Genomic DNA, 12567 nt, shown 5'->3' on the forward strand with positions numbered 1-12567 from the left:
ACCACTGGCGAGCTGTATTACGAGATAGGTGAGTGACATGGCGAGATTCCTTGTAGGCAACATCAAGGGGCCGAAGGGAGACAAGGGCGCGACCGGCCCGCAGGGCGCCACTGGCGCGCGCGGGGCCACGGGAGCCACGGGCCCGCAGGGGCCGAAGGGCGAGACCGGGGCCACAGGGCCGCAGGGCCCGACGGGAAAGCAGGGGCCGACAGGCCCCACGGGCCCCGCGGGCTCGCAGGGGCCGCAGGGCATCCAGGGGCCGAAGGGCGATACCGGGCCGCAGGGGCCGACGGGGCCGCAGGGGCCGAGCGGCGGCGAAATCAAGGACACGAGGAACGACAACCAGCCGCCGAGCTGGTACATGAAGAACCACCCGCGGGAGACTGTCGTCGAGCTCAAAAAAGCGCAAGCCATCGGGCTTTCGGGCAGCGAGACCTATGGCACCCTCGTCACCTTCGTGCAATGGGGCGACAAGAGCGGCGGCTACCCGAAGCAGGTCGCCTTTTCCGCCAGCGACGCCTGGTGGCGGCGCGGCGCGTCGGACTCTTCGTGGATGGCGTGGCAGCACATCCTCGACACCGTAGACCCGAAAACGACATGGCTCATGGCCCACCGCGTCGGCGAGTACCTCGAGACAAACGGCGCTTTCGACCCCAACGGCATCGGCGGCACGTGGGAGCGGGTGCCCAGCATCGGCCCCTATACGTGGCTCAGGACGAAGTAAAGGAGACAAGCATGGCGAAGACAGACAATATCACGAAGTACACATGCGACCGCTGCGGCGAGAGCGCGTACCTGCAGCAGGGCGCGGCGGCGGCGGGAGACTGGCGCGAGGTCGAGCGGTTCGACCAGTACGGCAGCAAGGCGAGCAGGCTTCTGTGCAAGTCCTGCACGGACGAGTACAAGAAGCTCGCGGCGCAGCACGATGCGGCGTTCCAGCAGTTCATGAGCAACGCGAAGGAGTAGCGCGATGGCATTCGAAATCGTAGATGGAATGACGGGCACCAAGCACATCAGCTCCGACGACCTGGCCGCGCTCAACACGGCGACCGTCGGCAAGGCCGACTGCGTGCTCGAGTACGGCAACGACTTCTCGCTGACGATGGCCAGCGCCAACAGCGCCACCCTCGGAACCGGCGTCGGCATGGTCGGCGGCAAGAGGTTCTGGAACCAGGCGCCGACGAGCCTCACCGTCCAATCGGGCACGCAGGGCCAGAAGCGCAACGACCTGGTGGTCGCGCGCTACGCAAAGACGAGCGCGGGCATCGAGAGCATCACCCCCGTGGTCGTCAAGGGCGCGCCGACCACGGGCGCCCCGGCCGACCCCGCCGTCACCGCCAACGACCTCAAGCTGTGGCGCGTGCCCCTCGACGGCATCAACGCCGGGACGCCGGTGCGGCTCTTCGAGCCGGTCACGCCTTTGGCCACGCTCGGGGATTCCGTATCCCAAGACACGGGATGGGTCTACCTGTACAACGATTCGCGATTCGGAAGCGTCAGGTACAGAGCGAAGGGCGGAGTCGCCACGCTGCTCGTCGTCGCCTTGTGGGGCATCGGCGCCAACAGCTCATGGGACGTCGGGAAGAAGATCCCTGCAGAGTACCTGCCGCCGCAAGGGGTCTATGTCCCCCTGGCCTATCGCCAAACGAACAGCGTCGCATCCGCATGGATTCCCGGCCGAAACAGCGCTGATGACAAGCTGTATATATACACAACGACGGCGGCTTCGAGCACGGCGAACGCGATCCACGGCCTCGTTTCCTGGGTCTATTAGCGCCTACGCCCTCAGGTAGACGAGCGACCATATCTCGTTGTTCGAGACCACGTCGCTGACCTGCACGATCATGACGCCGTTGCCGCCGAGCGCGCCGGTTATCGACGGGCTTTTCCAGACGGAGTTGCGCCCGTAGGTCACGCCGGTCTCGTGGACAGGCAAAGGGCACCCGGTCAACGTCGACGTTATCCAGTTGTACGCGCTCGCGTTGATGCGCCCGGCCATAAAGACGAGACCGGCGACCTCGATGCACGTGTCGACGGATATGCGCCCGTCGGAAGAGCTCACGCTGTAGCTCTTCCGGGATACGGAATGCTATGCCGTCCTGACCCACAGCGTGACGATGCCTGGACCATCCGCGTAGATGTGCCATTTTTGCGCTTCGGAGTTGTTGTACGAGTAAATCTGCACTTCTGCGCCGGCAACGTCGTACCTGCCATCCTTGACGTCGAGAACCGAGCCGACCTTGGTCGTGAGAGACCAGCGGTAGCTTTTCCATGTGCCGGGCAACCCGAGGGTTTTCGGCGTGACCGAGCCGGCGAGCCATACGGCGCGTCCTATTGGCCACTCGCGGGATACGGAATCACCCGGCCATCGCCGCCGCGTAGCTGTCGCTAGCGCGCGTCACCACCGACCTGAAGCTTTGCAAGTAGTGCGCCATCGCCGTGTTGACGGTGGTGTGCCCCAGCGCCACGGCTATGTCCTCGATGCTCGCGCCGTGCTCCAGCGAGATGGTGGCCCAGCTGTGGCGCAGGCACGTCATCGGCACGTGCGGCAGCTCGTGGCGCTTGCAAAACGCCCGGAACCGCCTAGCCACCGCGTTCGGATCCAATTCGCACAGCCTGCCCGCGCGGCGGATGCCCCTGATGGCACGCAGGCGCTCAAGGGCGAAGCGCGGCAGCTTGAGCCGACGGTCCGACAGGCGCGTCTTGCAGCCCGTCTCGACCTCCGCGCCGCGCACCACGTGCAGGCCGCGGCGCACATGGACCCATCCGCCGCGCCAGTCCACGTCCTCGATGCGCACGGCGCACGCCTCGCACCTGCGCAGGCCCAGGGCCGCGCCCAGGAGCACGGCCGCCTCGAACGGCTGGCCCACGATGCCGCGCAGCGTCTCGCGCTCCTCGTCGGCAGTGAGGGTTGGGCGGCGCACGGCGGGCTTCTGCGGCAGCTCCACGCCCTGCGTGGCGTCCCAGATGCGTATCTGCCTGCGGCGGATGGTCCAGCGGTACACCTGCCGAAACGTCTTGTACGCCTTCTCCGCGGCTCCCGGCAGCTCGAAGCCGTCCACCCACTCTTGCAGCTCCTCGAACGTGATGCCCTCGATCTCGCGCGCTCCCCAGGCGGGCAGCACATGGCATCGCAGGGCGCTCTCGTAGCCTTCGAGCGTGGTGGCCCGCAGGCGCTTTTGCTTGTCGTCCATGTACATCTTCGCGGCTTCGCTAAACAGCATTTGGCTTCCTTTCGCTTCGGGAAAATCCCAGACCCTTTGCAGCGGATACGCGGCCCGGGAGTCTGGGATTTTCCCGGCGCGAACGGCCCTCGCTCCCACGGGAGAGCGAGGCGTGACGCCTACATCATCATCTTTTTCGAGCGAAAGGAGGTGACATATGGAGCACTGCCCCGAGCATTCGGCGCACGACAGGGCGATCCGGGACCATGACAAGCAGTTCGAGGAAGCCGACAGGCAGTTCGCGGAGACGAGCGAGCAGCTCGGCACCATCAACGAGACGCTCGCGGCGCTGCGCGAGATCGAGCACCAGAACCAGCAGCGCATCGACGCGATGGGAGAGCGGCTCGACGCGCTGGAGAACGTCCCGGCGGACCGCTGGAACAAGGTCGCCGACTACGCGCTCACGTGCGTGCTCGGCATCGCCATCGGCTTCATGGCATCGAACATCGGCCTCTAGAAAGGGGGAGAAATGAACGAGAACGTACCGAAGTGGCTCATTCCCGGCCGCGTCTACGACGTGCTGAAGTGGGGCGGCCTGCTCGTGCTGCCGACCTGCGCCTGGCTGTTCGGCACCGTAGGCCCGGCCTGGGGATGGGAGGACGTGGACGCCGTCGTGCTGACGCTGAACGCCGCCGGCACGGCAATCGGCGCCATCCTCGGCGCCAGCGCAATCAGCGCATGGAAGGGGGGAGCGGATGACTAGCATCAAGGCGAAGCTCACCGCCGTCCTGGCATCCGTGGCCCTGGCCGCGAGCATGGCCGTACCGGCCTTCGCCTATGAGCAGGTCGAGGATACAGTGTCGTACGGACACGGCTACAACGATGCGGGATATCTCGTCATCCACGAGACGGCCAACCCCGGCGCCAGCGCATACAACCACACGCTGCTGTGGAGCCGCGACGACACCTATGCCGTCCACTACATCATGGAGCTGGACGGCTCCGTCGTCTATCACACGGTGCCCGACTGGGCATTGTGCTGGCACGTGGGCAACGGCAACTACGCCACTGTGGGCATCGAGCTGGCGCATGCCACGAACTGGGAGGATTTCTCGGCGCAATGGGACCAGGCAGTGGCCTGGGCGGGAGATTACCTCAACTCCCGGGGCTGGGGCATCGACCGCCTGCTCAGCCACAACGACTGCGCATGGATCTGGGGCGGCACCGACCACACCGACCCGACCGGCTACTTCGCCGAGTATGGCCGTTCGTGGGACGAGTTCAAGGCGGCGGTCAACGCCTACATCGGCGGCGGTTACACGCCGTCCGGCGCTGGCGACGCGTCCGGCACCAGCTGGCATCCCGAGTACAACCAGAGCGACGTCGCCATCACCTACGCCGCGTCCACCGACCCCTCCGGCGGCTGGTGGATGCCGGAGATGGTGGACCATACGGACACCGGCGGCTCCGGCGACACCTTCGCGGGCAACGGCTACGATCCCATCCGCTGGCTCGCCATCGACATGCCCGGCTGGTACCAGGTTTGCACCGAAGCGTCCGGCTGGCTCGACCCCGTGTACGGCTACGACAAGGGCGACCTGATGTGGGGCTGCGCCGGAGACGGCTCGCCCATCACCGCCGTCCGTTGCTACTACGAGACCCAAGACCCCAACCGCACCGGCTGGCTGGTCGCGGAGTACAACGTAAACGGTCTGTCGTTGATGCACGACCTGACCGACACCGGCGGCAGCTGGGACGATTACGCGGGCAACGGCTCGCGCGTCACCACCTTCAGCCTGATGGCCGCTTAACCTCGCGCCCCCTGCTTCGGCGGGGGCCTTTTTTGCTGCCTAAAAAAGCCCCGCCGAAGCGGGGCTTTTCCCGTCTTTTGTGTCGGCCCCGGGCGTTCCTGGGACCTTCGGCGTTGTGGGAGGGACCCTGATCGCATCAGCGCTGTCCCGTATTCGGGACAGACAGGCTCGTGCAACTTATCCTTCGCGTATCCTAAGTGCGCCATAAACGACTGTTTGCGCCGTGCTTGACGTTCTAACGGTTACTATTTTCCCAGTTCAGACGGATGCCGGTGTTGCGCATACTTCCTAGTAATTCTCGGCGCTGATCTCGAAGTATGCCTGCGGATGATTGCAGACGGGGCAAACGTCGGGGGCCTTGGTGCCTACGACGATGTGGCCGCAGTTGCGGCACTCCCACACCTTGACCTCGCTCTTCTCGAATACCTGGGCGGTTTCGACATTGTGCAGCAGCGCGCGATAGCGCTCCTCGTGATGCTTCTCGATGGCGCCGACCTGGCGGAACTTCTCGGCAAGCTCGGGGAAGCCTTCCTCCTCGGCCGTCTTCGCGAAGCCCTCGTACATGTCGGTCCACTCGAAGTTCTCGCCGTTTGCGGCGTCTTCGAGGTTCTCCGCCGTGGAGCCGATGCCCTCAAGTTCGCGCAGCCACATCTTGGCGTGGTACTGCTCGTTTGCCGACGTTTTGCGGAAGATCTCGGCGATCTGTTCGAAGCCTTCCTTCTTCGCCACCGACGCGAAATAGGTGTACTTGTTCGTTGCCTGCGACTCGCCGGCGAAGGCGGCCTGCAGATTCTTCTCGGTTTGCGTTCCTTCGTACTTGCTCATGAGAAACCCCTCTCGCTGTGATGGCCCGCAGCGCCCGTGCGCGCGGTGCCTTTGGTTTCCATCTAATGATGGTATCGGCAAACGCGCGGCGGCGCAATCGTTTGCGCCGCATTGTGACACAACTGTTGCAGGGGGGGTTGCTCTGGGTGGTTTGGGCGTGCATTAGGGTGCGAGTTAATTTAATCGGGGAGACATTCAAGAACCTGCGCTAGATACAGGAAGAGAACCTTTCGATATCCTATGGGTGTCGAAGCAAAAAAATAGAAAGGTTCTCGCAATGGCAGATTCTATCATCATGGAAAGGGTTGCGGACGCCGAGCCGAGTGTTTCTGCGCGGAACTCGTCAAAACGGAGGACATCGGGGCCTTTGAGGCCTTGGTCGCCGCGGCCATGCGAAAGATCGCCGCGGGCGTCTTGCGCCGCTGCATCGAGCGGTTCGACGCGGAGCTTGTCGGCAACATGCCCAGGGGCTGGAGCGTGCACGAGCGCGCCGTTCGCACGCTGGTCACGCTGGTGGGCGAGATCGCGTTCGTCCGGACCGTCTTCCGCGACGAGTTCGGGCGCAGGCGGGCCCTCGCGGACGAGCTGCTGGGCATACCGCCACGCGCCAGGGTCTCGCCCGGGCGGTCGTAAATCGAACCCTTCCGTCCTGCAGGACGTGCGGCCTTTTAGAGCACGCGCGGCTATTTGGAGTTGCAGCTCTGTGCGTATTCGCCAAAATGGATTGTTGTTGTATATGGCTAACTTCATAGAAGGCGCGACGGCTGAAGAGCCGCACGGGAAAGGATTCGCACATGAAAACCACTGGGAACGCATCCGCTTCCACGTCGAAAACGGGAGGGAGACTAACAGGAAAAGACCTCATCAACGTAGGTATCTTCACAGCGATATACTTCGTCGTCGTGTTCGCGGTAGCGTGCCTGGGATTCATCCCCATCCTCATGGCAGCCATTTGCGGAATCATTCCGCTCATCGCAGGAATACCGTACATGCTTTTTCTCACGCGCGCACGCAAGTTCGGAATGATAACGATACTTGGCCTGCTCACCGGCATCATCATGTTCATCACCGGCATGGGCTACTTCTCTATCGCAACAGGTCTCGTCTTCGGGCTCATCGCAGACCTCATCTGGAAATCGGGAAGCTACGCGTCGGCATCGCGTGCCATCCTGTCGCACGGCGTGTTCAGTTGCTGGATTATCGGCAACTTCCTGCCGTTTCTCATCACTGCAGACACGTACCTCCCCACCGTGCGCGCCCAATACGGCGACGCCTACGTGAATGAGCTCATGACCTATCTGCAGCCGGAGGTGTATCCGGTTCTGCTCGTAGCATGTTTCGCAACGGGAATCATCGGTGGCTTCATCGGGCGCGCCATCTTGAAGAAACATTTCGTGCGCGCTGGCATCGCGTAGAGATGCCGCGGAAGGACCTTAGATAATGGAACTGCTTCGGTCAAAGGCAGGAGAGCGGTCGGTGCGGCTCGACCCGCGCACAAAGATGGTGATGCTGTTCGCAGTCTCAACAGTACTCCTGCTCGGAGGAAACGGAGGCGCGATGTTCGCCGTGCGCACGGCGATGCTGCTGTTTCCGTTCGGCCTGCTCGCGATATCAGGGCGCATGCATGCGGCAGGGCTCATGCTCGCGGCGTATCTCGGGTCCTACGCGCTCGCTGCGTTCGCCGCGCCCACGCTTGAAGGTGTAGCGAACGCTATTACCGTTGCGACGGCGACTGTAGTCTCCCGCTTCGTGCCCACCCTTGCACTCGCATATTTCGTATTCGCCACGACGACGGTATCCGAGTTCATGGCGGCAATGGGGCGCATGCGCATTCCCGACTGGATTGTCATTCCGATGTCGGTGCTGTTCAGGTTCTTTCCCACGCTTGGCCAGGAAGCGCGGGCGATCAACGCTGCCATGCGGATGCGAGACATCACCCCAATCTCCCGCGGGGCTTCCTATGTGGAAAACTGCCTCGTCCCACTCATGAGCTGCGCCGTCTCCATCGGAGAGGATCTGTCCGCGGCCGCCTTGGCGCGAGGACTCGGCGCGCCTTGGCCAAGAACGAACACCGGCAGCGTCGGGTTCGCATTAGTCGACGCTGCAGTTATCGCCGTGTCACTTGTCGCAACGGCGGCGCTCGCCTTGAGCCTCGCATTCCCGGAGGCGATCGCATGGTAAAAGAAACAAAGACCGAATCCCCCGTCCTTTTCATGAGCGAAGCGTCGTTTTCCTATGCGGGGGGACGCTCCGGAGCAGGTGTCGAGGGAATATCCCTTTCGCTGGGGAAAGGCGAGGTTGCGTTGCTGTGCGGGCCGTCCGGCTGCGGCAAGACCACCGTCACGCGCCTCGCGAATGGCCTCGCGCCGCATTTCTATGAAGGGACGGAAACCGGCACCGTTCGCGTATGCGGCCTCGACGTCGCGCATGCGGAGCTCTGGGAGACCGCACGATTCGTCGGCAGCGTCTTTCAAAATCCCAAGACTCAGTTCTACAACGTCGATGTTCGGGGGGAAGTCGCCTTCGGATGCGAGAACCTGGGATTCGAACCCGCCGATATCGAACGGCGGGTGGACGCTTCGGCAAAGGAGTTCAATCTAACATCCCTGATCGACGAAAGCCTCTTTTCTCTCTCGGGCGGTCAGAAGCAGCGCGTGGCGTGCGCAAGCGCCGCGGCTACGTCTCCCGCGCTCGTCGTGCTGGACGAGCCGTCGTCTAACCTCGACTTCGAGGCAATCGCGCAGCTTCGCATGGCAATTTCGCGCTGGAAGGCCGCGGGGACCGCCGTACTCGTGGCAGAGCATCGGATCCACTACCTTGAAGGGATCGCGGATTACGTGCTCTACCTCGACAACGGCCGCCTCGCGCGCCGATGGACGGCTGACGAGTTCGCGCGTCTCGACGATGCCGAGCGCATACGGCTCGGGCTGCGCGCGCGAAGCGTCGACGACGCCTTCCGAAACGGCGGTTGCTGTGGCGTTCCAGCGATGCCCTATGCGCAAAAGACGACGCTCGGAGAAAACGTGGTGCGCCTCGAGAACCTGACGGCACACTGCCGGAAAAACGGAGTCCTCGAGAAAACCCTCGAAATCGCCAGCCTCGAGTTTCCCGTCGGAAGCATCACGGCGCTTGTCGGCGCATGTGGCGCTGGAAAGTCCACCTTCGCCGAGGCCGTATGCGGCCTCAACCGATGCGACGGAACCGTGACCTTAGAAGGGGCTCGCCTGGGAAAGCGTGCGCGCAGGCGAAAATGCTTCATGGTCATGCAGGATGCGAGCCACCAGCTCTTCTCGGAAAGCGTGCTCGACGAGGTGGTGCTCGGCATGGAGGGACCCGACAGGCAGCAACGCGGGCTCGACATCCTGCGCGACCTCGACCTCGACCTGTTCGCCGAAGATCACCCGCTGTCGCTTTCGGGCGGGCAGCGCCAGCGCGTCGCCATCGCCCAAGCGCTTGCCACCAACCGGGCGCTCGTCGTCTACGACGAGCCGACGAGCGGTCTCGATCTCTTCCACATGCGACAGGTCGCCGAAGGCATCTGCCGCGTGCGTGAACGAGGCATCACGCAGGTCGTCATCACGCACGATCCGGAGTTCGCGCTATCGTGCTGCACGCACGTCGCCGTAATGGACAGGGGGAGGATCACGGAGGCTTACCCGCTCGAAGAAAGCGGCATCAGTCGGCTAGCGTCCTTCTTCCGGTCGGAATACCATGCAGGAGAAGATGATCCGTCAACCAGCAAGACTCCTTCTTCGCGACAAAAGGAGTGAGGCCATGACAGTATTCGACATACTCGCAAAGAGAAACGCCGACAAGCTGCGCGCCGTCAGAGCGGACGGGGCGTCCATTCGATACCACCTGCGCATGGACGGCAGCGAGGCGGGCGCCATTGATGTGTTCGAGCTCTTCAATGGCGTTTCCCTGGCGTTCAACAGCATCCCCCAAGGCACCGCGTCATGGGACGACATCGAGCCGCTCGAGCTCCAGATTGACTGGTGCTTGCGCGGTCGGTTCCAACTTGACGATGGCATCCGCCTCGGAGACGGTGAGCTTGCCGTGCATGACGAGCGGATTAGAAAGCGCTCCATGAGGTTTCCCGCGCCGCTGTACACAGGATTTACCATCAGAATCAGCCGGTCGGAGGGAGCGGAGGTTCTCTCCCGCCTCCTCTCCTTCGACTTCGATGCCCTCGCGCAGCGGCTCACAGGGTCGAGCGGCTGTAAGATCTATGCGCCCGACCCCTCAATGAAGGCTCTTCTCGAATCGTTTTGGGATATCGACGAACGGGAACCGCTGATGCGGCTGCGTCTCAAAGCGCTCGAACTCATCTCTCTTGTCAACGCGACCCCTTGTCTTGCCCCGCGAGCAGAAGACTATCTACAAAGAAGTACTATCGAATCTCTTGAAAGGGGCATGAGGCTTCTCGGATCGAATCTCGAGCAGAACGTCGCAGTGGCGGATGTGGCAGAAGCGTCATGTATGGGCATATCCGCTTTCAAGGAAAAATTCACGAAGGCGTTCGGGATTGCGCCGATGGCATACCGCCGCCAGTGCCGTATGGGGCGCGCCGCCCAGCTTCTTGTCGCTACCGATAAAAACATATCGGACATTGCACTCTCCGTGGGATATCGCAACCCGAGCAAATTCTCCGCCGCTTTCGCGGCAACCTTCGGACGATCGCCTTCAGGGTACCGAGCTGCAAACAGCTCAGGTAGCGTAAATTTAGTAAATGCCTTTCAGCCGCGCGAGTAAGGCGCGGAGCGCAAACGCTATCAAACTTGCGTGTCCAATCCCAGGCATCAGAGGTGCGAGTTAATTTAATCGGGGAGACATTCAAGAACCTGCGCTAGATACAGGAAGAGAACCTTTCGATATCCTATGGGTGTCGAAGCAAAAAAATAGAAAGGTTCTCGCAATGGCAGATTCTATCATCATGGAAAGGGTTGCGGACGCCGAGCCGAGTGTTTCTACGCGGAACTCGTCAAAACGGAGGACCTCGGGGTCTTCGAGGCCCTGGTCGCCGCCGCGAAAGGCGCCGGAGGGGCCCGAGGGAAGATAGCCGAGCTTGCCGCCTATGCGGCGAACCACGCATCCGAAATCCGCCCGCCCGCGCACGAGCTCGGAACGATCGAGGGCACCAACGCCCACATCGGCGCCGCAAGGCTCAAAGGCCAGGGCAGGTCGTGGTCGCGCAGGGGCGCGGAGGCGATATGCCTCATCAGGTGCGCGCTGGCAACGGGACGGCCGCTCGTCGCGCCGGCCGCATCCCCGTGGTTCACAGAAAAGCAGGCGAATGCGGCCGCGTCGGTTGTGGAGAAGCGGGGCAGACGCATGCCCGAGACGTCGGGAAGGGGCTGGGAGCCGCCGCATCGGGCGCAGCCGCTGGGGAAGTCCGTGATGATATCCCTACCTCGAAGGAGCTAGGCTCATGTTATCATTGAAAAACGATTAACCCAGGCGTTCTCTTCCCGCATCGCGGCCGGCCCACAAGGAGCCCAATGCGGCTCTGCTCCCGAAAACTTAACTCGCACTGCATTCGGCGGGGCATCGCGCTGGGGCGTTGTTTGCGGTATCATGAAGAGCCGAGTGTATTCACTAGTTAAGGAAGTTTCAGCATGTCGCTTTCCATCGGTATCGTGGGTCTGCCCAACGTGGGCAAGTCCACGCTGTTCACGGCCCTCACGAACAAGGGCGGTTTGGCAGCCAACTACCCCTTCGCCACCATTGAGCCCAACGTCGGCATCGTTCCCGTTCCCGACGATCGTCTGGAGAAGCTGGCCGAAATCGACCATCCTGCCAAGATCGTTCCCGCAACGGTCGAGTTCGTCGATATCGCCGGTCTGGTGGCGGGTGCCAGCCAGGGCGAGGGCCTGGGCAACCAGTTCCTTGCGAACATCCGCGAAACCGATGCCATCTGCGAAGTCGTGCGCTTCTTCAGCGACCCGGACGTCGTGCACGTCGATGGCCGCGTGAACCCCAGCTCGGACGTTGAAACCATCAAGACCGAGCTGATCTTGGCCGACATGGGCACGCTTGACAAGGCCATCCCGCGTCTGGAGAAGGAGGCGAAGCGCGACAAGGCCGGTGTGAAGAAGCTCGAGGTTGCGAAGAAGGTGCTCGAGGGCCTCAACGAAGGCCACCGCGCCCGCACGCTGAACCTGGACGAGGACGAGCAGGCTGCCATCTACGACCTGCATCTGCTTACCATGAAGCCCATCCTCTACATCGCCAACGTGGACGAGGATGCGCTCGACGCCGACTTGGCCGAGATCGACGGCTGCCAGCCGGTGCCGATTTCCGCAAAGGTCGAGGCCGACCTGGCCGAGCTCGATCCCGCCGAGGCGAAGGAGTACCTGGAGGCCATGGGCCTTGAGGAGTCCGGCTTAGCGCGCCTGGTGCGCAGCGCCTACAAGCTGCTGGGCTTGCAGAGCTATTTCACCAGCGGTGAAACGGAAACGCGCGCTTGGACCATCCCCATCGGCGCGAAGGCTCCGCAGGCCGCCGGCGTCATCCACTCCGATTTCGAGCGCGGCTTCATCAAGGCGGAAACCGCTTCCTATGCCGACTACGTGGAGCTGGGTGGCGAGCTGGGCTGCCGCAACGCCGGCAAGCTGCGTCAGGAAGGCAAGGAGTACGTGGTGCAGGACGGCGACGTCATGCATTTCAAGTTCAACGTATAAAATCCCAGGTCAGAAGCTTAAAACAGGCCCCGTTCCGCAATGAACCGCACCCCAAATCTTGGACAAAGAAAAGAAAGTCTGAGATTT

General features: G+C 62.7%; 16 protein-coding genes. 12 read left to right on the forward strand and 4 right to left on the reverse strand.

The annotated features are described in order from the left end of the window. Positions 1-37 precede the first annotated feature (37 nt). Genes DW178_RS11185 through DW178_RS08515 form a run of 3 tightly spaced genes read left to right on the forward strand, consistent with a single transcriptional unit; the run spans position 38 to position 1774 of the window. On the forward strand, positions 38-724 hold the full coding sequence (locus DW178_RS11185) for a collagen-like protein (RefSeq protein ID WP_147363845.1): 687 nt from the start codon (positions 38-40) through the stop codon (positions 722-724). A gap of 11 nt (positions 725-735) precedes the next feature. Beyond that, the gene (locus DW178_RS08510) at positions 736-966 is read left to right on the forward strand and encodes a hypothetical protein (RefSeq protein ID WP_118350561.1); all 231 of its coding nucleotides are present in this window, start codon (positions 736-738) and stop codon (positions 964-966) included. 4 nt (positions 967-970) lie between these two features. After that, on the forward strand, positions 971-1774 hold the full coding sequence (locus DW178_RS08515; protein WP_118350562.1) for a hypothetical protein: 804 nt from the start codon (positions 971-973) through the stop codon (positions 1772-1774). 3 nt (positions 1775-1777) lie between these two features. Here the strand turns inward: DW178_RS08515 and DW178_RS08520 are convergent, their stop codons facing one another. From DW178_RS08520 to DW178_RS08530, 3 genes are all read right to left on the reverse strand, one after another. After that, positions 1778-2062 carry a hypothetical protein gene (locus DW178_RS08520; protein WP_118350563.1) on the reverse strand — a complete coding sequence of 95 codons (285 nt, stop codon included), beginning with the start codon at positions 2060-2062 and terminating at the stop codon, positions 1778-1780. 27 nt (positions 2063-2089) lie between these two features. Continuing rightward, positions 2090-2284 carry an RICIN domain-containing protein gene (locus DW178_RS08525; protein ID WP_118350564.1) on the reverse strand — a complete coding sequence of 65 codons (195 nt, stop codon included), beginning with the start codon at positions 2282-2284 and terminating at the stop codon, positions 2090-2092. Positions 2285-2357: 73 nt separating this feature from the next. Continuing rightward, positions 2358-3224: a tyrosine-type recombinase/integrase gene (locus DW178_RS08530; protein WP_158574133.1), complete on the reverse strand. Its 867-nt coding sequence runs from the start codon at positions 3222-3224 to the stop codon at positions 2358-2360. Between the two features lie 157 nt (positions 3225-3381). Here DW178_RS08530 and DW178_RS11305 point away from each other — a divergent pair, with 157 nt between their 5' ends. The 3 genes from DW178_RS11305 to DW178_RS08540 are packed head-to-tail and all read left to right on the forward strand — an operon-like array spanning position 3382 to position 4975. Then, complete coding sequence (locus DW178_RS11305; protein ID WP_158574135.1) at positions 3382-3681, forward strand: hypothetical protein; 300 nt, start codon at positions 3382-3384, stop codon at positions 3679-3681. A 12-nt stretch (positions 3682-3693) separates the two neighbouring features. Beyond that, the gene (locus DW178_RS08535; RefSeq protein ID WP_118350566.1) at positions 3694-3927 is read left to right on the forward strand and encodes a phage holin; all 234 of its coding nucleotides are present in this window, start codon (positions 3694-3696) and stop codon (positions 3925-3927) included. Next, positions 3920-4975, forward strand: a complete 1056-nt coding sequence (locus DW178_RS08540) for a peptidoglycan recognition protein family protein (protein WP_118350567.1) — start codon at positions 3920-3922, stop codon at positions 4973-4975. The genes DW178_RS08535 and DW178_RS08540 overlap by 8 nt, the downstream gene beginning before the upstream one ends. Before the next feature lie 288 nt (positions 4976-5263). Here DW178_RS08540 and rbr read toward each other — a convergent pair whose 3' ends face one another. After that, on the reverse strand, positions 5264-5800 hold the full coding sequence (gene rbr / locus DW178_RS08545) for a rubrerythrin (RefSeq protein WP_118350568.1): 537 nt from the start codon (positions 5798-5800) through the stop codon (positions 5264-5266). Positions 5801-6175: 375 nt separating this feature from the next. On the opposite strand from rbr, the gene DW178_RS08550 reads away from it, so the two are divergent. The 6 genes from DW178_RS08550 (at position 6176) to ychF (ending at position 12480) form a co-directional block, all read left to right on the forward strand. Next, complete coding sequence (locus DW178_RS08550) at positions 6176-6433, forward strand: UPF0236 family transposase-like protein (RefSeq protein ID WP_118350569.1); 258 nt, start codon at positions 6176-6178, stop codon at positions 6431-6433. 161 nt (positions 6434-6594) lie between these two features. After that, entirely contained in the window at positions 6595-7215 is a 621-nt protein-coding gene (locus DW178_RS08555) for an MptD family putative ECF transporter S component (protein ID WP_118350570.1), read from the forward strand. A gap of 25 nt (positions 7216-7240) precedes the next feature. Beyond that, positions 7241-7981, forward strand: coding sequence for an energy-coupling factor transporter transmembrane component T (locus DW178_RS08560; RefSeq protein WP_118350571.1), 741 nt, complete (start codon positions 7241-7243; stop codon positions 7979-7981). Continuing rightward, positions 7975-9570, forward strand: a complete 1596-nt coding sequence (locus DW178_RS08565; RefSeq protein ID WP_118350572.1) for an ABC transporter ATP-binding protein — start codon at positions 7975-7977, stop codon at positions 9568-9570. Before DW178_RS08560 ends, DW178_RS08565 begins: the two co-directional genes overlap by 7 nt. A gap of 4 nt (positions 9571-9574) precedes the next feature. Beyond that, a complete protein-coding gene (locus DW178_RS08570; RefSeq protein ID WP_158574137.1) occupies positions 9575-10552 on the forward strand; it encodes a helix-turn-helix transcriptional regulator in 978 nt (325 codons plus the stop codon). An 863-nt stretch (positions 10553-11415) separates the two neighbouring features. Continuing rightward, a complete protein-coding gene (ychF, locus tag DW178_RS08575; protein ID WP_118350573.1) occupies positions 11416-12480 on the forward strand; it encodes a redox-regulated ATPase YchF in 1065 nt (354 codons plus the stop codon). Positions 12481-12567: the final 87 nt, after the last annotated feature.

Origin of the sequence: Eggerthella sp. AM16-19, from assembly GCF_003474385.1 — a bacterium.
Taxonomy (GTDB): domain Bacteria; phylum Actinomycetota; class Coriobacteriia; order Coriobacteriales; family Eggerthellaceae; genus Senegalimassilia.